Below are 24,996 nucleotides of genomic sequence, written 5' to 3' on the forward strand. Positions count from 1 at the left end.
ACAGGCGCATTAACACCTGCCGTTAATGCGCTGATTATCGCGGAGGACATCAATTGCCGTTTGCATCGCAATTTTATTATCCCGCTTTTTTTGCTGCGCTTGCATCACTTGCAAATATTCGAGCAACGTTCGGGTATTGATCGGCCTTCCCTGCTTACCCACAGCCAGGACAGCTTCACCTAAAATAATTTTGACGGGCGGTAATTGTGCGGGGTACCAGTCGAGAGTGTCTTCTGATTTCATTATAAAATTCTCACGGAAGGGTATTATATCATAAATCCTGTCTGAATTCCCGGTCCCCTTTTACGCCATGAATGCGCGAAAACATTACCCGTAAACGTCAGCATAAAAGCGTATAATTAATAACCACCCTTAAGAGTATTCATTTATGTCCTATACCAGTGGCCTTCGGGAATTTAAAGAGCGGCCCGTACACGTGGCCTGCCCGGTCTGTTCCCACAGGGCCGATCAAAAAGCGGGGAAGATGCGAAAGGATGCGGTGCTTGAATGCCCCTCATGCGGATTACTTTTCCGCCCCTCCGAATGCTGGTGCATTGGAGGATAACCTTAACCGAGGCCATCATCATGAAAACCAGGAAAGCTGTTTTTATTGAAGGTCATATTGTTGCTAATCGACGGCTTGGCGAAACCTGCCACCCTTTTTGTATTCACAGCGTCATGTTCAGTAATGGGAAATATGCCATTGTGCGCGCTGAGTCCGGGATCTGTTTTAACCCTGGAGAAATTATTCAACGCTACGATTGCGAATGGTTTTTCCACGAGCAGAAAATTCATCTACTGCCTTTTCAGTACATTAAAGAAAACGAATCTCTGCGGCAATTATCTGAATATGAAACCTGATACCCCCTCACACCGGGTTACTGTCAGTTATATTGTCAACGCCAGTGACGCTCGCTATATGAATAATAAAACGCGCGCCGAACCTGCTACCTAAAAATGGATGCCCCTCGCTTTTGGCCGGACGAACCGGTCGCCAGGGCCACATCGCGTGACGTTAACGCATTTGCGTGAAAGGCTGTTTTGACGCAGGCGTTTGGGCTATGCTATGCGGATCTGAAATACCACATCCATTGGCTACGTTTGTAGCTGTATTGAGAACAGGACCACTGGCTGCCATGCAAGAGCAATACCGCCCGGAAGAGATAGAATCAAAAGTCCAGCAACACTGGGACGAGAAGCGTACCTTTGAAGTCACTGAAGACGAGAGCAAAGAGAAGTATTACTGCCTGTCGATGCTTCCCTATCCTTCTGGTCGACTACACATGGGCCACGTGCGTAACTACACCATCGGTGATGTGATTGCACGCTACCAGCGTATGCTGGGCAAAAACGTGCTGCAGCCCATCGGCTGGGATGCTTTTGGTCTGCCAGCAGAAGGCGCGGCCGTCAAAAACAACACGGCTCCTGCGCCGTGGACTTACGACAACATCGCCTACATGAAAAACCAGCTCAAAATGCTGGGCTTTGGTTACGACTGGAGCCGCGAGCTGGCGACCTGCACCCCGGAGTACTACCGCTGGGAGCAAAAATTCTTCACCGAGCTGTATAAAAAAGGCCTGGTGTACAAGAAAACGTCTGCCGTTAACTGGTGCCCGAACGACCAAACCGTTCTCGCGAACGAACAGGTTATCGACGGCTGCTGCTGGCGCTGCGACACCAAAGTTGAGCGTAAAGAGATCCCTCAGTGGTTTATCAAAATCACCGCTTACGCCGACGAACTGCTGCGCGACCTGGATACTCTGGATCACTGGCCAGATACCGTTAAAACCATGCAGCGCAACTGGATTGGCCGTTCTGAAGGCGTCGAGATCACCTTTGACGTGCAGAACAGCGATCAAAAACTGACGGTTTATACCACGCGCCCTGACACCTTCATGGGGTCTACCTATCTGGCCGTGGCTGCCGGTCACCCGCTGGCACAGCAGGCGGCGGCGACCAATCCTGAACTGGCTGCTTTCATCGACGAATGCCGCAACACCAAAGTGGCCGAAGCCGAAATGGCGACCATGGAGAAACGTGGCGTCGCGACGGGCTTTAACGCCATTCACCCGCTGACCGGTGAAGCAATCCCGGTCTGGGCGGCTAACTTCGTGCTGATGGAATATGGCACCGGTGCCGTGATGGCGGTGCCAGGCCACGATCAGCGCGATTACGAATTTGCGACCAAATACGGCCTGACTATTAAGCCGGTAATCCTGGCCGCCGACGGTTCTGAACCGGATCTGTCCGAGCAGGCGCTGACTGAAAAAGGCACCCTGTTCAACTCCGGCGAATTTAGCGGCCTGAGCTTCGAAGAGGGCTTCAACGCTATCGCTGACAAACTGGCTGCGCTGGGCGTGGGCGAGCGTAAAGTGAACTATCGTCTGCGCGACTGGGGTGTTTCCCGTCAGCGTTACTGGGGCGCACCGATTCCTATGGTGACTCTGGAAGACGGTACTGTAATCCCAACGCCTGAAGATCAGCTGCCGGTGATCCTGCCGGAAGATGTGGTGATGGATGGGATCAGCAGCCCAATCAAAGCCGATCCTGAGTGGGCAAAAACCACCGTCAACGGCCAGCCAGCCCTGCGTGAAACCGACACCTTCGATACCTTTATGGAATCGTCCTGGTACTACGCGCGCTACACTTGCCCGCAGTATCAGGAAGGGATGCTGGACGCCAAAGCGGCCAACTACTGGCTGCCGGTTGACATCTACATCGGCGGTATCGAACACGCCATCATGCACCTGCTCTACTTCCGCTTCTTCCACAAACTGATGCGCGATGCGGGCCTGGTGAACTCTGATGAGCCAGCCAAACAGCTGCTGTGTCAGGGTATGGTTCTTGCAGATGCGTTCTACTATCTCGGCGAAAACGGCGAGCGTAACTGGGTTTCCCCGGTTGACGCCATCGTTGAGCGCGACGAGAAAGGCCGTATCGTGAAAGCCAAAGACGCGGCAGGCCACGAGCTGGTGTATACCGGCATGAGCAAAATGTCGAAGTCCAAAAACAACGGCATCGACCCGCAGGTCATGGTAGAGCGCTACGGCGCGGATACCGTGCGTCTGTTCATGATGTTTGCGTCTCCGGCGGATATGACTCTGGAGTGGCAGGAATCCGGCGTAGAAGGCGCGAACCGCTTCCTGAAACGCGTCTGGAAACTGGTTTACGAGCACACCTCTCAGGGTGAGGCTCCGGCACTGAATGTGGCAGCACTGAGCGAAGATCAGCAGGCGCTGCGTCGTGATGTTCACAAAACTATCGCAAAAGTGACCGATGATATTGGTCGTCGTCAGACCTTCAATACCGCAATTGCGGCTATTATGGAACTGATGAACAAGCTGGCGAGAGCCCCGCAGGAAGGCGAGCAGGATCGTGCCTTGATGCGTGAAGCGCTGCTGGCTATCGTTCGCATGCTGAACCCGTTCACGCCTCACGCCAGCTTTACCCTGTGGCAGGAGCTGAAAGGTGAAGGCGATATCGATAACGCACCGTGGCCGGTTGCTGATGAAGCCGCTATGGTTGAGAACACCACGCTAGTGGTGGTTCAGGTTAACGGTAAAGTGCGCGGTAAAATTACTGTTGCCGTCGATGCAACGGAAGAACAGGTTCGTGAACGCGCAGGCCAGGAACATCTGGTTGCGAAGTACCTTGATGGCGTTACCGTACGTAAAGTGATCTATGTACCGGGTAAACTGCTGAATCTGGTCGTTGGCTAAGCGCGGGAGGAAACGTGCGACAACTGGCAACAATACTCTTATCTCTGGCGGTGCTTGTCACCGCAGGTTGTGGCTGGCATCTGCGCAATACCACGGCAGTGCCGCCTCAGATGAAAACGATGATCTTCGATTCCGGGGATCCGAATGGTCCATTGAGCCGCGCCATTCGTAACCAGCTGCGTCTTAACGGCGTTGAGCTGATCGAAAAAGGCACATTGCGTCAGGATGTTCCATCGTTCCGTGTATTAAGCTCCGTGCTGAGCAAAGACACGGCGTCCATCTTCCAGGATGGCCGTACGGCGGAATACCAGATGGTGATGTCGGTGAGTGCTGCCGTGCTGGTGCCGGGTAAAGACATTTATCCGATCAGTACCAAAGTCTACCGTTCGTTCTTTGATAACCCACAAACTGCGCTGGCAAAAGATGCCGAGCAGCAAATTATCATCAACGAAATGTACGACAAGGCGGCGGAACAGCTGATCCGTAAACTGCCAAGCATTCAGATGGCGTCAAAAGACACCAGCACGGAACACTCTGTGCCACTGGATACCACACCGCAAGTTACCGGAACGCTGGGTAACTAATGGTTCGGTTGTATCCTGAACAACTCCGCGCGCAGCTCAATGAAGGGCTGCGCGCGGCGTATCTGCTCCTCGGAAACGATCCCCTTTTACTTCAGGAAAGCCAGGATGCCGTGCGCCAGGTCGCCGCGTCTCAGGGCTTCGATGAACATCACGCTTTCCAGATAGACAACAGCACCGACTGGCAGACACTCTTTTCCCTGTGCCAGGCGATGAGCCTGTTTGCCTCGCGCCAGACGATTATGGTCCAGCTGCCGGAAAATGGCCCGAATGCGGCGATTAACGAACAGCTCGCCACGCTGGTCAGCCTGCTGCACAACGATTTACTGCTGATTGTTCGCGGGAATAAACTCACCAAAGCGCAGGAAAATGCGGCCTGGTTTACCCAGCTCGCGGCCCATTCTGTGCAGGTGACCTGCCAAACCCCTGAACAGGCGCAGCTGCCGAAGTGGGTGGCAGTCCGGGCGAAGCAGCTCAATTTGCAGCTGGATGACGCGGCCAATCAGCTGCTGTGCTATTGCTATGAAGGCAATCTGCTGGCGCTGGCTCAGGCGCTGGATCGCCTGTCACTGCTGTGGCCGGACGGCAAACTGACGTTACCGCGCGTTGAACAGGCGGTGAACGATGCGGCGCACTTTACCCCCTTCCACTGGGTCGATGCGTTGCTGGCGGCGAAGAGCAAACGCGCACTGCACATTTTGCAGCAGCTGCGGCTCGAAGGCAGTGAGCCGGTGATTTTGCTGCGCACGCTGCAGCGTGAACTGTTATTGCTCAACACCCTGAAACGCAAGTCGGCCAACATGCCGCTGCGCGCCCTGTTCGATAAACATCGCGTCTGGCAAAACCGCCGCGCCATGACCACCGAGGCAGTTAATCGCCTCAGCGCCGAGCAGCTTCGTCAAGCGGTGCATCTGCTGACACGCGCCGAACTGACGCTGAAGCAGGATTACGGTCAGTCGGTCTGGGCGGAGCTGGAAAGTCTTTCCCTTCTGCTGTGCCATAAGGCGCTGGCAGACGTCTTTATTGATGGTTGATATGAGTTCTTTACAGGCGTTGTATGGCGGCACCTTCGATCCGGTCCATTATGGACATCTGAAGCCGGTCGAAATTCTGGCGAATCTGATTGGCCTGCAGCGCGTGATCATCATGCCGAATAATGTTCCCCCGCACCGCCCGCAACCTGAAGCGACCAGTGAACAGCGTAAAGAGATGCTGGCGCTGGCCATCGCCGATAAGCCGCTGTTTCAGCTTGATGAGCGCGAACTGCGCCGGGATACGCCCTCCTATACTTCGCAAACGTTGCAGGAGTGGCGCGCTGAGCGCGGCCCGACGCAACCGCTGGGATTTATCATCGGCCAGGACTCTTTGCTCAATTTCCCCTCCTGGCATCAATATGAAACCATTCTGCAAAACAGCCATCTTATCGTCTGCCGTCGCCCTGGTTATCCGTTGACCATGAAGGAAGAGCAGCATCAGGCCTGGCTGAACGCCCATCTGACGAACGATGTGGAAGATCTGCACACCCTGCCTGCCGGTAAAATTTATCTGGCCGAGACGCCCTGGTTTGATATCTCCGCCACCCTGATTCGCGAACGGCTTCAGCAGGATTTATCCTGCGACGATATGCTGCCCGCGCCAGTGCTCCACTATATCCATCAACACGGGTTGTATCAGAAAAGCGCAGATGAATGAGGGGAAGCGCGAAAATTCGCGTTATTCACCGCCGCGCCATTGACAGCCCTCTTCAGGCTGATATCCTCCGCAGCCTGACTTCCTGCCAGTCGTTGCCAAATAGAAATTGTTTTACAAAAATGGCGATGCATTGTCAGGCCGGGGATGGGATGATACCCGCCTTTACAAGTCCGTCAGGTGACATTTGTCCCGACACAGCCGCCAGTTAAGGTATACTGCCAGGCTATCCATTTAATCGTTGCTCAACTTCACTCACCAGGGGGAAAACTTGCAGGGTAAAGAACTCCAGGATTTTGTTATCGACAAAATTGATGACCTGAAAGGTCAGGACATCATCACTATCGACGTTCAAGGTAAATCCAGTATCACCGACTGCATGATCATTTGCACCGGCACATCCACACGTCATGTTGCTTCTATTGCCGATCATGTGGTTCAGGAATCGCGTGCAGCTGGCCTGATGCCGCTGGGCGTAGAAGGCGAAGCCATTGCTGACTGGGTTGTTGTGGACCTTGGCGATGTGATCGTCCACGTCATGCAGGAAGAGAGCCGTCGTCTGTATGAGCTGGAAAAACTCTGGGGTTAATGCGTGAAGTTGCAACTGGTAGCCGTCGGCACAAAAATGCCGGACTGGGTACAGACGGGTTTTACTGAATATCTGCGCCGTTTTCCCAAAGACATGCCGTTCGAACTGGTGGAGATCCCAGCAGGAAAGCGCGGTAAGAACGCGGATATCAAACGTATTCTCGAAAAAGAGGGTGAGTTAATGCTGGCAGCGGCTGGCAAGAACCGCATTGTAACCCTCGATATCCCAGGCAAACCCTGGGATACGCCGCAGCTGGCGCACGAATTAGAGCGCTGGAAGCAGGATGGCCGCGACGTCAGTCTGTTGATTGGTGGTCCGGAAGGGTTGTCCCCCGCCTGCAAAGCGGCCGCAGAACAAAGTTGGTCCCTCTCCGCGCTGACGCTGCCCCACCCGCTTGTTCGGGTGCTGGTCGCAGAAAGCCTCTATCGCGCGTGGAGCATTACTACCAACCACCCTTATCACCGTGAGTAATGATTGACCAGGGCAAATTAAGCAGCGGATGAAACTACAGAATTCTTTTCGCGACTATTCGGCTGAGTCCGCGCTGTTTGTGCGCCGGGCGCTGGTCGCTTTTACCGGGATTTTGCTGCTGTCTGGCGTACTCGTCGCCAACCTCTACAATCTGCAAATCGTCCGCTTCACCGATTATCAAACGCGCTCCAACGAAAACCGCATCAAGCTGGTACCCATCGCACCCAGCCGCGGCATTATCTACGACCGTAACGGCACGCCGCTGGCGTTAAACCGCACCATCTACCAAATCGAGATGATGCCGGAAAAAGTCGATAACGTGCAGGACACGCTGGATGCGCTGAAAGGCGTGGTCGATCTCACGGATGACGATATCGCCGCCTTCAAGAAAGAGCGTTCGCGTTCGCATCGCTTTACCTCCATCGCCGTGAAAACCAATCTGACGGAAGTCCAGGTCGCCCGCTTTGCGGTGAACCAGTACCGCTTCCCCGGCGTTGAGGTCAAAGGCTATAAGCGTCGATTCTACCCTTACGGCTCCGCGCTGACTCACGTCATTGGCTACGTTTCCAAAATTAACGATAAAGACGTCGATCGTCTCGACAAAGACGGCAAACTGGCAAACTACGCCGCTACCCATGATATCGGTAAGCTTGGCATTGAGCGCTTCTATGAAGATGTGCTGCATGGACAAACGGGCTACGAAGAGGTTGAAGTAAACAACCGTGGCCGCGTGATCCGCCAGCTAAAAGAGGTGCCGCCGCAAGCCGGTCACGACGTCTATCTGACGCTCGATCTTAAGCTCCAGCAGTATATCGAAACCCTGCTGGCAGGCAGCCGTGCAGCGGTGGTTGTCACCGATCCGCGTACCGGCGGTATTTTGGCGCTGGTATCTATGCCAAGCTACGATCCGAACCTGTTCGTCGATGGCATCTCCAGCAAAGACTATTCCGGTCTGTTGAACGATCCGAACACCCCGCTGGTGAACCGCGCCACCCAGGGCGTCTATCCGCCAGCATCCACGGTCAAACCGTATGTTGCCGTCTCCGCCCTGAGCGCTGGCGTAATCAACCGCAATACCAGCCTGTTTGACCCCGGCTGGTGGCAGCTGCCCGGCTCAGAAAAACGCTATCGTGACTGGAAAAAATGGGGCCACGGCCACCTGAATGTCACCAAATCACTGGAAGAGTCGGCGGATACCTTCTTCTATCAGGTCGCCTACGACATGGGGATTGACCGCCTCTCGGAGTGGATGAGCAAATTTGGCTACGGCCACTACACGGGCGTGGATCTCTCGGAAGAGCGTTCAGGCAACATGCCAACCCGCGAGTGGAAGCTGAAACGCTTTAAAAAGCCGTGGTATCAGGGCGACACCATTCCGGTCGGTATCGGCCAGGGTTACTGGACCGCCACGCCAATCCAGATGAACAAAGCCATGATGATCCTCATCAACGACGGCGTGGTGAAAGTACCGCACCTGCTGATGAGTACCGTCGAAGATGGCAAACAGGTTCCATGGTCACAGCCCCATGAAGCACCGGTGGGTGATATCCACTCCGGCTTCTGGGAAATCGCCAAAGACGGGATGTACGGCGTCGCCAACCGTCCAAACGGCACCGCGCATAAGTATTTTGCGGGCGCACCGTATAAAGTGGCGGCGAAATCCGGTACCGCACAGGTCTTCGGCCTGAAAGCCAACGAAACCTATAATGCGCATAAAATCGCTGAGCGTCTGCGTGACCATAAACTTATGACCGCATTTGCGCCTTATGATAAGCCGCAGGTGGCGGTAGCGATTATTCTCGAAAACGGCGGCGCTGGTCCGGCGGTAGGTACGATTATGCGCCAGATCCTCGACCACATTATGCTGGGCGACAACAACACCGACCTGCCGGCTGAAACCCCAGCCGCCTCTGCGGCGGAGGACCAATAATCATGACGGATAATCCAAATAAGAAATCGCTGTGGGACAAAATCCACATCGACCCGGCCATGCTGCTGATCCTGCTGGCATTGCTGACCTACAGCGCCCTCGTTATCTGGAGCGCCAGCGGCCAGGATATTGGCATGATGGAGCGCAAGATTGGCCAGATCGCGATGGGGCTGGTGATCATGGTGGTGATGGCGCAAATCCCGCCGCGCGTCTATGAAGGCTGGGCGCCCTACCTCTATTTTATCTGTATTATTTTGCTAATCGCCGTGGATGCATTTGGGGCGATTTCGAAAGGTGCGCAGCGCTGGCTCGATCTCGGGATTGTGCGTTTTCAGCCCTCCGAGATTGCGAAAATCGCCGTTCCGCTGATGGTCGCACGCTTTATCAACCGTGACGTCTGTCCGCCGTCGCTGAAAAATACCGCCATCGCGCTGGTGCTGATCTTCCTGCCGACCCTGCTGGTTGCGGCGCAGCCCGATCTGGGAACGTCGATTCTGGTGGCGCTGTCCGGCCTGTTCGTGCTGTTCCTGTCCGGCCTGAGCTGGCGATTAATCGGTATCGCGGTGGTGCTGGTGGCCGCCTTTATCCCGATACTCTGGTTCTTCCTGATGCATGACTATCAACGTCAGCGCGTCATGATGTTGCTCGATCCGGAAACCGATCCGCTGGGTGCGGGCTATCATATTATTCAGTCTAAGATTGCAATTGGCTCGGGTGGTTTGCGCGGTAAAGGCTGGCTGCACGGAACACAGTCACAGCTGGAGTTCTTGCCGGAGCGCCATACGGACTTTATTTTCGCCGTTCTGGCGGAAGAGCTTGGCCTGGTCGGTATTTTGATTTTGCTGGCCCTGTACCTCCTGCTGATCATGCGTGGACTGTGGATCGCCGCGCGCGCGCAGACCACCTTCGGTCGCGTCATGGCAGGCGGTTTGATGCTGATTTTATTCGTTTATGTCTTCGTAAATATTGGTATGGTGAGTGGGATTCTGCCGGTTGTAGGCGTGCCATTGCCGCTGGTGAGTTACGGAGGCTCGGCACTGATCGTGTTGATGGCCGGGTTTGGGATAGTAATGTCTATCCATACCCACAGAAAAATGTTGTCCAAAAGCGTATAAAAATAAGGGGATCGCCATGCGTAAGCAGTGGCTGGGTATCTGCATCGCAGCAAGTTTACTTGCAGCTTGTTCAAGTGATGATGGTCAGCAACAGGCAACCATCGCGCCGCCGCAGCCTGCGGTCTGTAACGGTCCGGTTGTTGAAATCAGTGGCGCGGACCCGATTTATGAGCCGCTGAACGCGGGCGCCAATCAGAATTACGAACGCGACGGCAAGAGCTATAAGATCGTTCAGGACCCGTCCCGTTTCAGTCAGGCCGGTTTTGCCGCCATCTATGACGCGGAGCCAGGCAGCAACCTGACCGCCTCTGGCGAGACCTTCGACCCGGCGCAGATCACAGCCGCGCACCCGACGCTGCCTATCCCAAGCTATGTGCGCGTCACCAACCTGGCGAATGGCCGCATGATTGTGGTGCGCATTAACGACCGTGGCCCTTACGGTAACGATCGCGTGATTTCGCTCTCTCGCGCGGCAGCCGATCGTCTGAATACCTCCAACAATACTAAAGTCCGCATCGATCCGATTATCGTGGCCCAGGACGGCACGCTGTCTGGCCCAGGGACCGTATGTACCACCGTCGCCAAACAGACCTATGCCCTGCCCGCTCGTCCGGATTTGAACGGTGGAATGGGGAGCGCCTCTTCCCTGCCGCAGGACACCACGCCACCGGATAATGTGCGCGCCATCAGCAACGATACGCTGAAAAGTGACGACTCCACCGGTGCACCGGTGAGCAGCAGCGGTTTCCTGGGCGCAGCGACACCGCTGGCCTCCGGCGTGCTGGAAGGCAGTGAGCCAACGCCAGCCCCCGTTGCGGCCACGCCTGTCACTCAGCCAGCGCCGGTGACCGCGCCTGCTGCGGTGACGCCGCCAGCGGCGACCTCTGCCAGCGGCAATTTTGTGGTTCAGGTCGGTGCGGTAAGCGATCAAGCGCGTGCGCAGCAGTATCAGCAGCAGCTGAGCCAGAAATTTGGCGTACCTGGCCGCGTTGAGCAAAACGGTGCCGTCTGGCGTATCCAGATGGGGCCGTTTGCCAGCAAATCGCAGGCCGCGTCGTTGCAGCAGCGTCTGCAAAACGAAGCGCAGTTACAGTCGTTTATCGCTGTTGCGAAGTAATGAATCGGCGGTATCCGAATTGTCAGTTTGTGTAACCAACGTTCACAATCTCATGCTGAAAGTCGGATGCCTGCCTGTATAGCATTTGCTATAGTAAGGCACTTTTTTTAATTCCATCACGGATGTCGTAGTTCTGACCATGAAGACCACTCTCTCCGCTCGATTCTTGCAGCGCATGGCGCTGACCACGGCCCTTTGCGCAGCCGCTCTCTCAGCCGCTCACGCCGATGACCTGAATATCAAGACCATGATCCCTGGCGTTCCGCAAATTGACGCGGAATCCTACATCCTGATCGACTACAACTCCGGCAAAGTGCTGGCAGAACAGAACGCTGATTCGCGCCGTGACCCTGCGAGCCTGACCAAAATGATGACCAGCTACGTCATCGGCCAGGCGATGAAAGCGGGTAAATTCAAAGAGACTGACCTGGTCACCGTGGGTAACGATGCCTGGGCGACCGGTAACCCGGTGTTCAAAGGCTCTTCCCTGATGTTCCTGAAACCCGGGATGCAGGTGCCCGTTTCTCAGCTGATCCGTGGCATTAACCTGCAGTCCGGTAATGACGCCTGTGTGGCCATGGCCGATTTCGCCGCCGGTAGCCAGGACGCCTTTGTCGGCTTGATGAACAGCTACGTTTCAGCGCTGGGCCTGAAAAACAGCCACTTCCAGACCGTACACGGCCTGGACGCAGACGGTCAGTACAGCTCCGCACGTGATATGGCGCTAATTGGCCAGGCGCTGATTCGTGACGTGCCGAACGAATACACCATCTATAAAGAAAAAGAGTTCACCTTTAACGGCATCCGTCAGACCAACCGTAACGGTCTGCTGTGGGATAACAGCCTGAACGTCGACGGCATCAAAACTGGCCATACGGATAAAGCAGGCTACAACCTGGTGGCCTCCGCGACTGAAGGCCAGATGCGTCTGATCTCTGCGGTAATGGGCGGTCGTACCTTTAAAGGCCGTGAGACGGAAAGTAAAAAACTGCTGACCTGGGGCTTCCGTTTCTTCGAAACCGTGAATCCGCTGAAGGCCGGTAAAGAATTTGCGTCAGAGCCGGTGTGGTTTGGCGACAACGACCGCGCATCCCTGGGTGTAGATAAAGATCTGTACCTGACCATTCCTCGTGGTCGCATGAAAGACCTGAAAGCCAGCTATGTGCTGAACACCAGCGAACTTCACGCGCCGCTGCAGAAGAACCAGGTGGTGGGAACCATTAACTTCCAGCTCGACGGTAAAACCATCGATCAGCGTCCGCTGGTGGTGCTGGATGAAATTCCTGAAGGCAATTTCTTCGGCAAAATCATTGATTACATTAAATTGATGTTCCATCACTGGTTTGGTTAAAAATTGAACACTTGAAAGTGTGATTTTGATCCCCATATACTAGGTATCCTGATAACTCCCACCCGCACGTGGGAGTTATTATTTTTTTGATGTAATGCCGGAGCTGACATGAAAACCAAACTTAACGAACTGCTTGAATTCCCTACCCCGTTTACTTACAAAGTAATGGGTCAGGCGTTGCCGGAGCTGGTTGACCAGGTGGTTGAAGTGGTACAGCGCCATGCGCCGGGTGACTACTCTCCGACGGTAAAACCAAGCAGCAAGGGCAACTACCACTCGGTTTCCATCACCATTACTGCCACGCATATTGAGCAGGTCGAAACCCTGTACGAAGAGCTCGGCAATATCGAAATCGTCCGTATGGTGCTGTAGTCCCCTCGTGGTTACCCGCTTTGCCGGGTAACCCGCTCCCCTCTCTGTGATATACTCCCCACACCCTTTTCTCGCTACCTCCCCCGGAGTTGCTGTTTTGTATCAGGATAAAATTCTTGTCCGCCATCTCGGGCTGCAACCTTATGAGCCTGTCTCTCAGGCTATGCATGATTTCACTGACTCACGCGATGACAACACGCCCGATGAGATCTGGCTGGTTGAGCACCTGCCGGTTTTCACCCAGGGGCAGGCGGGTAAAGCGGAGCATGTACTGGTTCCCGGTGATATCCCGGTTATTCAAAGCGATCGCGGCGGGCAAGTGACCTACCACGGACCGGGTCAGCAAGTGATGTATGTCCTGCTGAATCTGAAACGCCGCAAACTCGGGGTACGCGAACTGGTCACGCTGCTGGAGCAAACCGTAGTGGATACGCTGGCAGAATACGGCATCGATGCCCATCCGCGTGCCGATGCGCCGGGGGTGTATGTCGGGGAGATGAAGATCTGTTCGCTCGGGTTGCGCATCCGCAAGGGCTGCTCATTCCACGGCCTCGCGCTCAATATCAATATGGATCTTTCGCCTTTCCTGCGCATCAATCCGTGTGGTTATGCGGGAATGGAAATGACCCAAATGCACCAATGGGTAGAAAATGTCACCCCAGATATTATTCGCCCGACGCTGGTAAGTAATCTTTTAGCGCTGCTAAACAATCCACCACACGAATATATTCCCGCTTAATATATTATACATGATGGTCCATTTATTTTATGGACCTTCGCGTATTTACCGCATTTACGCTTTACAATAATCCATAGTTTCTATATTTTCGAAGCGCTTGAGCAGGTTCACATATTTTGCTGCGTTTAATTTCAGTACGTGAATACCACCTTGCGAACTGGCCTTCATTTGATTGAAAATTACACAGTTAGTTGATTTCCCTAAACAATTGACATCCACAAAATACTTTACCAATCACTACAAGCACAATATATAAATTCAACTATCATTCATATTGTGAATGAATACGGAGTGACAGCGTGGATTATAATAATTTACCGGCTAAACGACTGAATGAGCCAGGCGGTCAGGACAAGCCGCAAGTTTTTAGGACTTTACGTAATATTGACCTCAATTTATTGACGATCTTTGAGGCCGTATATGTCCATAAGGGTATCGTTAATGCTGCGAAAATTCTTAATCTCACCCCCTCAGCAATTAGCCAGTCAATTCAGAAATTGCGCGCTATATTTCCTGACCCGCTGTTTATTCGTAAAGGCCAGGGTGTCACCCCTACCGCTTACGCCACGCACCTTCACGAGTACATCAGCCAGGGGCTGGAGTCGATTCTCGGTGCACTGGATCTCACTGGCAGCTATGACAAACAACGCACCATTACCATAGGCACATCGCCTTCCGTCGGCGCGATGGTCTTGCCGATTATCTATCAGGCGGTTAAGCGTGAAGCCCCGCAGCTGATGCTGCGCAATATTCCGGTTAACGACACGGAAACCCAGCTCGCACAGTTCCAGACTGACCTGATTATCGACAGCAATGCTTTTGGCGCACGGTCGCTGGCCCACAGCGTGCTTTACGCCGACGGGCTGCTGCTGGTGTGTCGCAAAAATCATCCGGCCCTCAGCCAGACGGCAACGGCTGAAAATCTGCGTGAATATGAGTACGCCCTGTTCATGAATGACGGGCACAACCTGAATCAGCTGCACCAGCGCGTTAACGAACTGTTCCCGGATCGCCTGGTGAACTTCAGCAGTTACAATATGTTTACGATTGCGGCGCTGGTGGGCAACAGCGACATGATCACTATTATGCCTTCGCGCCTTTATACCCTGCTGCGCCAGTGCTGGCCGCTGGAACAGATCCCCTACGCGCCGCTAAATGCTGAATCTATTGAGATTGCGCTGCATTACAATAAACTGAGCCTGCGCGATCCGGTTCTGGAAAACGTGATTAACATTATCCGTCAGGCATTTTAAAGCCCCTTCCAGCGCAAGCCCCTGCCCCGCAGGGGACATAGGGCACAAAACAACAACTATTTTACAATTTGGCGACCTCACAGGCTGCTTTATCGCCCTTATCAATGATATACTGCCTGTCGTTCGTTCAAAAATAGTTGATAAATACAACATTCCCTTGAATTGAAACGCTTTCCCTCGAATTTCGCAACTGGAACACGCACGCTATGAGTAAACCCATTGTGATGGAACGCGGTGTTAAGTACCGCGACGCCGATAAAATGGCCCTTATCCCGGTTAAAAACGTGGTTACGGAGCGCGAAGCGCTGTTAAGAAAACCGGAATGGATGAAAATCAAACTTCCGGCTGACTCGTCACGCATTCAGGGTATCAAAGCGGCGATGCGTAAGAACGGCCTTCACTCTGTCTGTGAAGAAGCGTCTTGCCCGAACCTTGCGGAATGTTTCAACCACGGTACGGCCACCTTTATGATTCTGGGCGCGATTTGCACCCGTCGCTGCCCGTTCTGCGACGTAGCACACGGTCGCCCGGTTGCCCCTGACGCCAACGAACCACTGAAGCTGGCCCAGACCATTGCCGACATGGCATTGCGCTACGTGGTGATTACCTCCGTTGACCGTGACGATCTCCGCGACGGCGGTGCGCAGCACTTTGCAGATTGCATCACCGCCATCCGTGAGAAAAGCCCGAACATTAAGATTGAAACGCTGGTGCCCGATTTCCGTGGTCGTATGGATCGCGCGCTGGATATTCTCACCGCCACGCCACCGGATGTGTTCAACCACAACCTGGAAAACGTGCCGCGCGTTTACCGTCAGGTGCGTCCGGGCGCAGACTACAACTGGTCACTGAAGCTGCTGGAACGCTTTAAAGAAGCGCATCCGCACATTCCAACCAAATCTGGCTTGATGGTCGGTCTGGGCGAAACCAATGCCGAAATTATTGAAGTGATGCGCGATCTGCGCCGCCATGGCGTAACGATGCTGACCCTGGGTCAGTATCTGCAGCCTAGCCGTCATCACCTGCCGGTACAGCGCTACGTCAGCCCGGATGAGTTCGATGAAATGAAAGCCGAAGCGATGGCGATGGGCTTTACCCACGCGGCTTGTGGTCCATTCGTTCGCTCTTCCTACCATGCGGATATGCAGGCGAAAGGCGAAGAAGTGAAGTAATAATTTATTACACTTCACCCATAAAAAAACCGGCTATTACGCCGGTTTTTTTCTTTCCAGAGAACTGGAAGGACAGTGCCATTACTCTTTGTGCGACAGCTTCTCAGCCGGGACGTCGCCCTCTGCCGTTTTCTTAGCAGTGGTGTCGTCATCGTTCATCGCTTTTTTGAAGCCTTTAATGGCTGTACCCAGGTCTCCGCCCAGAGTACGTAACTTCTTGGTACCAAACAGCAGGACGACCAGCGCCGCAACCACCAGCAGTTTAGTAATACTAATCTCACCCATAGATACCTTCTTCACTTAAAACAGGCTGCAAACAGCGCCAGAAAACCTGATGTTATTAACGGACATTCGACGCGCGCACACAATAGCAATCTGTAACAAGGTGAATCAAGCTTTGATGAAAAAAACATCACATTAATTGCGGTGGCGCAAACCGTCGGTTGGTCAGAACCGGTAATTGCCGCCGCGCCTGCGCGATTCGCTCAGAAGAGATCTCGGCTAAGAAAAGGCCAGGCGCTTCACCTGCTGCCGCAATCGTCACGCCCAGGGGATCAACAATCCGGCTTTGGCCGATATTCTTATTACCGCACTCTCCGGCGGCAACAATGTAGCAGGTGGTGTCCAGCGCGCGTGCGGTTAATAACGTCGCCCAGTGATGCTCTTTGAGCGGCCCTCTGACCCACGCGGCGGGCAACACCAAGACTTCCGCCCCGGCCAGTGCCAGGTTCAGAGCCATCTCCGGGAAGCGTAAATCGTAGCAGGTCATCAGCCCCAGCTTGATGCCCTCGACGTCTATCAGCGGTGGGATCTGGCTGCCGGGATCAACCAGGCGGGATTCCTGAACAGTAAAGGCATCATAGAGATGGAGCTTGGCGTAATTCGCGATGATTTTCCCCTCACGCAGTACGACCAGGGTATTGGCTGCCCTACCCTCGGTCGTCGGGACATGCACCGTCAGCACCGTTGTGAGCCGGTTGTGCTGGCTCTCATCCAGCAGCAGCTGTAAAAAGCCGCCGTCCAGGGGCTGCGCCGACTTTACCGAAAGGTCCGGGTCCTGATCATGACGAGCCAGAAGCGCCTCCGGGAGAACCAGCAGCGCGACTCCCTGGCGCGCCGCTTGTGCCATCAATGAGACACACTGCCGGGCGTTTTCCTCCCAGAATGGGCTAACCGCGAACTGTCCAACCGCAACATACATATTTTCCCCCTGCTTCACTTAGCGATACACTCAATACTTTGACTCATTCAATAGCAGGAATTGACAGTGTTACAACTCCTTTTAGCCGTATTTATTGGCGGCGGCACGGGCAGTGTTGCGCGATGGTTTCTCAGCATGCGCTTTAACCCCATGCATCAGGCCATTCCGATGGGTACACTCACCGCGAACCTGATCGGCGCGTTTATCATTGGTATGGGATTAGCGTGGTTTAACCGCATGACGCACATCGATCCGATGTGGAAATTATTGATCACCACCGGTTTTTGCGGCGGATTAACGACCTTTTCCACCTTCTCGGCTGAAGTGGTATTTCTGCTCCAGGACGGGCGTTTTGGCTGGGCACTGACAAACATTGCCGTCAACATGCTCGGCTCGTTTGCGATGACCGCGCTCGCATTTTGGTTATTTTCTGCCGCCAGCGCGCATTAATCACTGGCATATTAATGTTAGCTTAATTTTTCTCTGTCACGCTTGTCGACAAATCGACCAGGGGTGATGAGATGAAAGAAAAAGTGATGAGCGCAGGCATGATGTTACTGAGCGTACTTATCGTCGCCAGCTTTCTGAAAATGTATTTGTTTTAGCTCTAAAAAAAGCACAAAAAAAAACCCGCTCAATGAGCGGGTTTTGGAGTTCTTGCTGAACGGCTCGAATTACAGAGCAGTTACGTTAGCAGCAGAAGGACCTTTGGCACCGTTAGTGATTTCGAACTCAACGCGCTGGCCTTCAGCCAGGGTTTTGAAACCATTAGTCTGGATTGCAGAGAAGTGTACGAACACGTCTTTGCTGCCATCTTCCGGAGTAATGAAACCGAATCCTTTGGACTCATTAAACCACTTAACGTTACCTTTAATCTTAGACATCAAAATTACCTTTACATGAAAAATGGACACAAATGCTGTGTCGGGTATCAGTACAACAATTGTGGGCCGTTTTGTCCAGCGGTTCTTTGTTAAAAAGTGACAAAAGTCGCGTTAATTTTATCGACTGGCTGTTTGTGCTTTGCGATTCAAAAAGCGTGCATTTTTCAGCCAATCAACAGGTTTTTTTCAGTTAAAACTGGAAGCGCATCCAGGCGAAGTAAACGTTACCGTTGTTGTAGGTACCCGGAATATAGGTCATCTGGAATGTCGCCGGGCCGTAGCCGATTGACGCCAGCGGCAGCAGCACGGGAATCGGGATGTATTTCCAGTTATCACGCGCCGTAAAGCCCGCCGTGTACCCCAGGCCCATGTGGAAATTGTCATCAGCCAGCGGACGCCAGGTTTTCTCCCAACCATAACCACCAATCGGCTCCCATTTGTTATAGGAGTCTTTAAACGCCATCAAGTACAGGCCGTGCCAGTTGCCTTTATCATCCCAGCGGGATTGACCAAAACCAGCACCCCACGGGCGTTCGTTGTAACGATCCGTTTTCTCTTTGTCGTAGGCAAAACGGGCGTGCCAGGTGATTGCCGGAACATACAGGTCATAATGCTCAGGTTCGTTCCAGGTCTGCGCTACGTTGTCGGTGAAGGTTGAGAACCATCCTTTATCCGTCGCTTTCTCATCTGCCATCGCCGAAGCCGATAAGGTGAGCTGAGCAAAAACAAACAACATAACCAGGAAAATATTATTTCTTATCGTCACAATGAAATTACCATTTTTCGTATTCGGGGCGATTTTAACAAATATTAATTAAATGAAGACTGAATAACATCGCCCTTAATCCGAATTATTTACTTTCAAAAGTGGGAATATTCCTGGTGAATAACAGCAAAACGCCCCGAAATAATCGGGGCGCAAAGATTAATTAACGTTTATGTAACAATTTATACAAAGCAGGAATAACCAGCATGGATAATAAGGGTGCTGTGACCATACCGCCGATCATTGGTGCCGCAATGCGCTGCATCACCTCAGAGCCGCTTCCGCCGCCCCACATGATGGGCAGCAATCCCGCCATGATCGTGGCAACCGTCATCACTTTTGGCCGCACGCGCAGCACTGCACCTTCATGAATCGCACGCATCAGTTGCGTGTTTCCCCCCTCAGGATATTTATCCAGAGCCTGATTGAGATACAGCACCATAATAACGCCGAATTCTGCAGCCACCCCGGCGAGGGCTATAAATCCGACAGCACCCGCGACGGAAAGATTATATCCCAGCAGCCACAACAGCCATACGCCGCCTATAAGTGCAAACGGCAAAGTCCCCATTATTAATAAGACATCCGCGATCCGCTTAAACGTCAGCCACAACAAAATAAAGATAATCATCAATGTTACCGGAAGCACCAGTTTCAGTTTTTCCGTGGCGCGTTCCAGATATTCAAATTGCCCGGACCACGACAGAGAAACCCCCTGCGGCAATGTGACCTGTTCGGCGACGCGATGCTGCATCTCTTCAACAGCGGACTTCAAATCCCGCCCGCGCAGGTCGACATAAATCCAGTTTGAGAGCCGTGCGTTCTCGCTTTTCAGCATCGGCGGCCCTTCTGTGACCTGGATATCCGCCAGTTCTCCCAGCGCGATCTGGCTGCCGTTTGCCGTCACTACTGGCAGAACCCGCAGCTTATCGACGTTATCCCGCAGATCGCGGGGATAGCGCACGTTGATGGGATAGCGCTCGCGCCCCTGAATCACCTCTCCGATGTTGTCACCGCCCACCAGCGTCGAGACCATACTCTGCAGCTCATCAACGGAGACACCGTAGCGCGCCGCTTTTTGCCGGTCGATACGAATATCGACATAGCGCCCGCCCGCCAGCCGCTCCGCCAGCGCAGACGTCACGCCCGGTACCTGTTTCACAATCGACTCAATTTGCCCGGCGACGCGTTCGATATCGGCAATATTGTTGCCGTTCACCTTAATCCCCACCGGACTCTTGATCCCCGTCGCCAGCATGTCCAGACGGTTACGAATCGGCGGCACCCAGACGTTGGCAATACCAGGGACCGAGACGGTTTTATCCAACTCCTCCACCAGTTTTTCAGGCGTCATACCCGGCCGCCACTGGTCGCGCGGCTTAAAGTGGATCGTGGTTTCTATCATGGTCAGCGGCGCCGGATCCGTTGCCGTGTCCGCCCGTCCGGCTTTACCAAACACGCTCGCGACTTCCGGAACGCTCTTGATCAACCGATCCGTTTGTTGCAACAGACGACTGGCCTCGCGCGCCGAAATGCCCGGCAGCGTCGACGGCATATACAGCAGATCCCCCTCATTGAGCGGCGGCATAAACTCGCTGCCCAGCCGACTGAGTGGCCACAGCGTCACCAGTAAAAGCGCCAGCGCCAGCGCCAGGGTTGTTTTGGGAAAGCGCAGAACGTGATCGAGCAACGGCTCATACAGCCGAATCAAAAAGCGGTTTATTGGGTTGGCCTTTTCATCCGGGATTTTGCCGCGAATGAAATAGCCCATCAGCACCGGAACCAGCGTGATACCAAGCCCAGCCGCCACCGCCATCGACCAGGTTTTGGTGAAAGCCAGCGGCGAGAACATGCGGCCCTCCTGCGCTTCGAGGGAAAAGACCGGGATGAACGACAGCGTAATAATCAGCAGGCTGCAAAACAGCGCCGGTCCCACTTCGACCGCCGCCCGCTCGGCCAGATGCCAGTAATCGCCGGAGGTAGGCTCCTGATCCGGATGATCGTGTCGCCACTGCTCCAGCACTTTGTGCATGTTTTCAATCATCACAATCGCTGCATCGACCATCGCGCCAATCGCAATCGCAATCCCCCCCAGCGACATAATATTGGCGTTGATGCCCTGGTAGTGCATCACCACGAACGCCCCCAGAATCCCTAAGGGTAACGAGACGATTGCCACCAGCGCCGAGCGGAAATGGAAGAGGAATAACGCACACACCAGCACCACGACCGCAAACTCTTCCAGCAGTTTATGGGTCAGGGTTTTGACCGACTCTTCAATCAGCGTTGAGCGATCGTAAACCGGCACAATCTCCACCCCTTCCGGCAGCGTTTTTTGCAGCGCCTGAAGTTTATCTTTCACCGCATGAATAGTTTCCAGCGCATTTTGCCCGTAGCGCATCACCACCACGCCGCCCGCCACTTCACCTTCACCGTTCAGCTCCGCCACTCCGCGACGAATTTCTGGCCCGTAGCTCACCGTCGCGACATCGCTGAGCAGCACCGGTTTGCCGTCACGCGACGTAAGCACCACATTGCGGAAATCATCCAGCGAGCGCAGATAACCGGTGGTACGCACCATGTATTCCGCCTCCCCCATCTCCAGCAGCGCGCCGCCGCTCTCCTTATTCGCCGCCTGAATGGCACTCACCAGCTGACCGTGGGTGATATTCAGCGCACGCATTTTTTCGGGCGACGCCACTATTTGATACTGACGCACCATGCCGCCAATGCTGGCGACTTCCGAGACGTTCGGCACGGTTTTAAGCTCAAACTTTAAGGTCCAGTCCTGCAGCGCCCGCAAATCGGCGAGGCTGTGCTTGCCGGTGCGGTCGATCAGCGCATATTCATAAATCCAGCCGACCCCTGTCGCATCCGGCCCAAGAGAGACTTTCACCCCCGCCGGGAATTGCGACTGCACCTGGCTCAGATACTCCAGCACCCTTGAGCGCGCCCAGTACAGATCGGTGCCATCTTCGAACAGCACATAGACATAGGCATCGCCAAACATTGAAAAACCGCGCACGGTTTTGGCCCCCGGCACGGAGAGCATCGAAGTGGTGAGCGGCCAGGTCACCTGATCCTCAATGACCTGCGGCGCTTTGCCTGGATAGCTGGCTTTGACGATCACCTGCACGTCCGAGAGATCCGGCAGTGCGTCCAGCGGCGCGCGCTGTACCGCCCACCAGCCCCAGCCAGCCATGATCGCGGCTGCGAGGATCACCAGCAGCCGGTTACGTAATGAAGCACGAATGACGGCGGCGATCATGGCGTCACCTCCGGCAGCGCGCTGCGCAGGCTCGCTTCCGAGTCGATCAGGAATTGCCCGGAGGTCACCACGGTATCGCCCTCCTGCACGCCGGAGGTGATTTCGGTCCAGCCTTCAGCCGTCATTCCCGTTGTCACCTTAACCGGGCGGAAATATCCATCGCCCGTTGCCAGTAAAACACGCTGCGATTCACCGCTGTTAATCACCGCCTCTTCCGGGACAGCAAGCACCGCAGCGCCGCGCGTTTGCTCTGCGCGAGAAACATTCAGGAACATACCTGGCTTCAGTTTATTGCCTGGATTTTCCAGTACGATTCGCGCCTGAAGCGTGCGCGTGGTCGCTTCCATTTGTGGCAACAGTTCGCTGACGGTGCCGTGAAAACGCTCGCCCGGCCAGCTTTCGGACGTGGCACTCATTTCGCTGCCGACCGTCAGGGATTGCGCCTGGGTTTGCGGATAATCCACAACCAGCCAGACCGTATCCAGCGCGGCGATCTCAAATAACGGCGCGGTGGCCGCCACCTGCGCCCCTTCCCGCGCGTCCAGCTTGACGACATACCCGGCGCGGTCGGCGCGCAGGGTTAATCGGGTTTGCGGTTTCCCGCTGCGCTCGACGGCGCGAATAGTATCTTCCGGCATAAACTGCAGCGCCAGCCGCTCCCGCGCCGCGCGGGTGAGCGTCGCGTCCCCGAGCTGACGTACGGCCAGATACTCCTGCTGCGCCGTTGTCCACTGGGGAACCCAGATCTCTGCCAGCGGTTCACCGGCTTTGACCTGCTGCTGCTGCGCACGCACGTAGAGTTTTGCGATCACCCCCGTAGCGGGTGCCGGATAAATTGTCAGGCTGCGTTCATTAGTCGAGACCGTCGCATAGGCCGAGAAAGGCTGCGCCAGCGCGCGCTTCTGCGCTTTGCCCGTTTTCATCCCGAGGTTTTGCTGCTGCTCGGCACTGATCCCCACGCCCGTCGCCGCTTTCTCTTCGTCGGCGTAACGCGGCACCAGATCCATATCCATGAAAGGCGATTTTCCGGGCTTATCGAAACGCTGGCCCGGCATCATTGGGTCGTACCAGTAGAGCACTTTTCGCTCGGCCGGTTTTGCCTCATCGGGAGCGGCATGCATCGTGCGCTGCCCCGCGTAATAGCCGCCGCCCGCAGCCAGCAGAACGGCCAGTGCGGTTGCGCTTAACGTCAGTATTTTCATTGTGTGATGTCCTGCGGGATCAGCCATTGAATTGCCGCCCAGGTCCGCGCCATCTCGCGCTCGGCCTGATTGGCAGCCAGTTCGGTGTCGAGCACGTTACGACGTGCCTCCAGGAGCGCCGGGAGTTCCGACTGCCCGGAGCGATACTGTGCGGCCAGCACCGCCAGCCGTTGATGCTGGAGCGGCAGGAGATCATCACGCTGGCGCTGCCACAGGGTCTGCGCGGCCTGGTATTGCGCCACCAGCGACTGCACCTGCGCGACATGCTCGCGCTGAATCAACGTCAGCTGATCCACGGCCTGCATCGAGCGCGACACCTCAGCGGCATAGTCCTTGTCCTGTCGGCGCGACTGGAACAGCGGCAGATCGACGGTAAACATCACGCCCGCCATATCGTCATACCCTTCGGCGCGATGGGCGTAGAACACCTCCACATCGACGTCGGGGATCGCCGCTATCGCCGACTGGGCCGAGCGGGCTTTTGCCGTTTCCGACTCGCGCTGCGCGGCCTCCACTTCCGGATGACGGACAATCGCCTCCACCAGCGTCTTTTCGTCGGCAGGTAAACGTTGATAGCGCGGCAGCGGGCCTTGCACATCGGTAATGGCTTGCCCGGTGAGCTGGAACAGGCGGCTTTGCGCCAGCTGAACATCCCGGCTCGCGAGCGTCACTTTGTCGCGCATCGCGCTCAGGGTCATCTGCAGCGAAAGCACGCTGTCGGGCGATGCACTTCCTGCGCCGACGCTGGCCTTTTGCACGCCCTGCTGACGCTCGATTTCATTCACCAGATTTTTGGCGGTCGCGAGTGCCTGCTTTGATAATGCAAGGTCAAGCCATGCCTGCGCCGTATCACGCTGGAGCGCGGCGCGAATGGCCTCGGACTTCGCCTCCACACCCCGCGCCTGGGCCTGTAACGTTTGCGATTTACGCTCCCGCTTTTCCGCACTCACGTAGCTTTGCATGATGCCAATGCGCTGCATCGTCATCCCTTCGCGGGTAAACCGCTGGTCATTACTCCCCTGCACCGGCACGTTTTCGATGCCGAATTTGAGTTTAGGGTCGGGCAACTGAGTGGCGGAATCCGCCATCATATCCAGCGCCTGCGCTTCGTTGCGGCTGGCAGAAAGCTCCGCAGAATAGCGCTGGGCTTCGGTCAGGGTTTGCGCGAGCGTCCAGGACTGGGCCTGAACCGCTGAGCTTAAAAAGCCGAGCAGCACCCCACCGAGCCACAGGCTCAGTGTCTGATATTTCATGGTCTTATCCCTTAGCGCAGCGGCGTCAGGGAGATAATCTGGAAGCCGTCACCCGCGCGTTCGAGCGTAAAGGTGACGCGATCGCCGGACTTCAGCGAAGCGGTATCCACGCTTTTCGCCAGCACAAACGGCATGGTCATCGCGGGCCACTGCAGTTCAGGAATGGCCTGATGCTGAAGGATGATTTGGGGTGGCGCGATCTCCTGAACCACGCCCTGGCCTTGCCAGTGTTGGGCTGCAGGTGACGGATCGGTGGCCTGAACGGAAAGAGAGATAAGGGAAAACAGCACGCCCGTAAGCGCAGAGACAAAAATTGCACGCATG

26 protein-coding genes are annotated in these 24,996 nt (G+C 54.9%); 17 read left to right on the top strand and 9 right to left on the bottom strand.

Going from position 1 to position 24,996, the window contains the following annotated elements; genetic code table 11:
* Positions 1-9 precede the first annotated feature (9 nt).
* Positions 10-243, bottom strand: a complete 234-nt coding sequence (locus tag ABIE11_RS09410; RefSeq protein WP_100777222.1) for a hypothetical protein — start codon at positions 241-243, stop codon at positions 10-12.
* A gap of 145 nt (positions 244-388) precedes the next feature.
* Between ABIE11_RS09410 and ABIE11_RS09415 the strand changes: the two genes are divergently transcribed.
* The 16 genes from ABIE11_RS09415 (at position 389) to lipA (ending at position 16,098) form a co-directional block, all read left to right on the top strand.
* On the top strand, positions 389-565 hold the full coding sequence (locus ABIE11_RS09415) for a YnfU family zinc-binding protein (protein WP_215628780.1): 177 nt from the start codon (positions 389-391) through the stop codon (positions 563-565).
* A gap of 20 nt (positions 566-585) precedes the next feature.
* A complete protein-coding gene (locus ABIE11_RS09420) occupies positions 586-861 on the top strand; it encodes a hypothetical protein (RefSeq protein WP_194512750.1) in 276 nt (91 codons plus the stop codon).
* A 275-nt stretch (positions 862-1,136) separates the two neighbouring features.
* Complete coding sequence (gene leuS, locus ABIE11_RS09425; RefSeq protein WP_149044981.1) at positions 1,137-3,719, top strand: leucine--tRNA ligase; 2,583 nt, start codon at positions 1,137-1,139, stop codon at positions 3,717-3,719.
* Positions 3,720-3,733: 14 nt separating this feature from the next.
* Positions 3,734-4,303: an LPS assembly lipoprotein LptE gene (gene lptE, locus ABIE11_RS09430; RefSeq protein ID WP_102104171.1), complete on the top strand. Its 570-nt coding sequence runs from the start codon at positions 3,734-3,736 to the stop codon at positions 4,301-4,303.
* The gene (gene holA, locus ABIE11_RS09435) at positions 4,303-5,334 is read left to right on the top strand and encodes a DNA polymerase III subunit delta (protein WP_429184373.1); all 1,032 of its coding nucleotides are present in this window, start codon (positions 4,303-4,305) and stop codon (positions 5,332-5,334) included. Before lptE ends, holA begins: the two co-directional genes overlap by 1 nt.
* A complete protein-coding gene (nadD, locus tag ABIE11_RS09440; protein ID WP_429184374.1) occupies positions 5,327-5,992 on the top strand; it encodes a nicotinate-nucleotide adenylyltransferase in 666 nt (221 codons plus the stop codon). The genes holA and nadD overlap by 8 nt, the downstream gene beginning before the upstream one ends.
* A 268-nt stretch (positions 5,993-6,260) precedes the next feature.
* Entirely contained in the window at positions 6,261-6,578 is a 318-nt protein-coding gene (rsfS, locus tag ABIE11_RS09445) for a ribosome silencing factor (RefSeq protein WP_100777226.1), read from the top strand.
* Between the two features lie 3 nt (positions 6,579-6,581).
* Positions 6,582-7,049 carry a 23S rRNA (pseudouridine(1915)-N(3))-methyltransferase RlmH gene (rlmH, locus tag ABIE11_RS09450; protein WP_014069327.1) on the top strand — a complete coding sequence of 156 codons (468 nt, stop codon included), beginning with the start codon at positions 6,582-6,584 and terminating at the stop codon, positions 7,047-7,049.
* Positions 7,050-7,077: 28 nt separating this feature from the next.
* Positions 7,078-8,979, top strand: a complete 1,902-nt coding sequence (gene mrdA, locus ABIE11_RS09455) for a peptidoglycan DD-transpeptidase MrdA (protein ID WP_100777227.1) — start codon at positions 7,078-7,080, stop codon at positions 8,977-8,979.
* 2 nt (positions 8,980-8,981) lie between these two features.
* Positions 8,982-10,094 (top strand): peptidoglycan glycosyltransferase MrdB, encoded by a 1,113-nt coding sequence (gene mrdB, locus ABIE11_RS09460; RefSeq protein ID WP_100777228.1) that lies wholly within the window; start codon positions 8,982-8,984, stop codon positions 10,092-10,094.
* Positions 10,095-10,110: 16 nt separating this feature from the next.
* Positions 10,111-11,211: an endolytic peptidoglycan transglycosylase RlpA gene (rlpA, locus tag ABIE11_RS09465; protein ID WP_107704047.1), complete on the top strand. Its 1,101-nt coding sequence runs from the start codon at positions 10,111-10,113 to the stop codon at positions 11,209-11,211.
* 139 nt (positions 11,212-11,350) lie between these two features.
* Entirely contained in the window at positions 11,351-12,562 is a 1,212-nt protein-coding gene (gene dacA, locus ABIE11_RS09470) for a D-alanyl-D-alanine carboxypeptidase DacA (protein ID WP_095281215.1), read from the top strand.
* A gap of 108 nt (positions 12,563-12,670) precedes the next feature.
* Entirely contained in the window at positions 12,671-12,934 is a 264-nt protein-coding gene (gene ybeD, locus ABIE11_RS09475) for a DUF493 family protein YbeD (protein WP_095281214.1), read from the top strand.
* A 97-nt stretch (positions 12,935-13,031) separates the two neighbouring features.
* Entirely contained in the window at positions 13,032-13,673 is a 642-nt protein-coding gene (lipB, locus tag ABIE11_RS09480) for a lipoyl(octanoyl) transferase LipB (RefSeq protein WP_123429272.1), read from the top strand.
* Between the two features lie 299 nt (positions 13,674-13,972).
* The gene (locus tag ABIE11_RS09485) at positions 13,973-14,926 is read left to right on the top strand and encodes a YbeF family transcriptional regulator (protein ID WP_102104175.1); all 954 of its coding nucleotides are present in this window, start codon (positions 13,973-13,975) and stop codon (positions 14,924-14,926) included.
* Between the two features lie 206 nt (positions 14,927-15,132).
* Entirely contained in the window at positions 15,133-16,098 is a 966-nt protein-coding gene (lipA, locus tag ABIE11_RS09490; RefSeq protein WP_102104176.1) for a lipoyl synthase, read from the top strand.
* 81 nt (positions 16,099-16,179) lie between these two features.
* Here the strand turns inward: lipA and tatE are convergent, their stop codons facing one another.
* Together tatE and ABIE11_RS09500 are read right to left on the bottom strand one after the other, a co-directional pair.
* On the bottom strand, positions 16,180-16,383 hold the full coding sequence (gene tatE, locus ABIE11_RS09495) for a twin-arginine translocase subunit TatE (protein WP_100777233.1): 204 nt from the start codon (positions 16,381-16,383) through the stop codon (positions 16,180-16,182).
* 127 nt (positions 16,384-16,510) lie between these two features.
* Positions 16,511-17,299, bottom strand: a complete 789-nt coding sequence (locus tag ABIE11_RS09500) for a deaminated glutathione amidase (protein ID WP_429184375.1) — start codon at positions 17,297-17,299, stop codon at positions 16,511-16,513.
* Between the two features lie 66 nt (positions 17,300-17,365).
* Here ABIE11_RS09500 and crcB point away from each other — a divergent pair, with 66 nt between their 5' ends.
* On the top strand, positions 17,366-17,749 hold the full coding sequence (gene crcB, locus ABIE11_RS09505) for a fluoride efflux transporter CrcB (RefSeq protein WP_100777235.1): 384 nt from the start codon (positions 17,366-17,368) through the stop codon (positions 17,747-17,749).
* Between the two features lie 224 nt (positions 17,750-17,973).
* Here the strand turns inward: crcB and cspE are convergent, their stop codons facing one another.
* The 6 genes from cspE to ABIE11_RS09535 form a co-directional block, all read right to left on the bottom strand.
* Positions 17,974-18,183: a transcription antiterminator/RNA stability regulator CspE gene (cspE, locus tag ABIE11_RS09510; protein ID WP_000034826.1), complete on the bottom strand. Its 210-nt coding sequence runs from the start codon at positions 18,181-18,183 to the stop codon at positions 17,974-17,976.
* A 190-nt stretch (positions 18,184-18,373) separates the two neighbouring features.
* Entirely contained in the window at positions 18,374-18,919 is a 546-nt protein-coding gene (gene pagP / locus ABIE11_RS09515) for a lipid IV(A) palmitoyltransferase PagP (RefSeq protein WP_228483358.1), read from the bottom strand.
* A 193-nt stretch (positions 18,920-19,112) separates the two neighbouring features.
* Entirely contained in the window at positions 19,113-22,217 is a 3,105-nt protein-coding gene (locus ABIE11_RS09520) for an efflux RND transporter permease subunit (protein WP_429184376.1), read from the bottom strand.
* Positions 22,214-23,419 carry an efflux RND transporter periplasmic adaptor subunit gene (locus ABIE11_RS09525; RefSeq protein ID WP_429184377.1) on the bottom strand — a complete coding sequence of 402 codons (1,206 nt, stop codon included), beginning with the start codon at positions 23,417-23,419 and terminating at the stop codon, positions 22,214-22,216. Before ABIE11_RS09525 ends, ABIE11_RS09520 begins: the two co-directional genes overlap by 4 nt.
* Positions 23,416-24,672, bottom strand: coding sequence for a TolC family protein (locus ABIE11_RS09530; protein ID WP_429184378.1), 1,257 nt, complete (start codon positions 24,670-24,672; stop codon positions 23,416-23,418). The genes ABIE11_RS09525 and ABIE11_RS09530 overlap by 4 nt, the downstream gene beginning before the upstream one ends.
* 11 nt (positions 24,673-24,683) lie before the next feature.
* A complete protein-coding gene (locus ABIE11_RS09535) occupies positions 24,684-24,995 on the bottom strand; it encodes a copper-binding protein (RefSeq protein WP_107704053.1) in 312 nt (103 codons plus the stop codon).
* Position 24,996: the final 1 nt, after the last annotated feature.

Origin of the sequence: Lelliottia sp. 489 (assembly GCF_050435885.1) — a bacterium.
Taxonomy (GTDB): Bacteria; Pseudomonadota; Gammaproteobacteria; order Enterobacterales; family Enterobacteriaceae; genus Enterobacter; species Enterobacter nimipressuralis.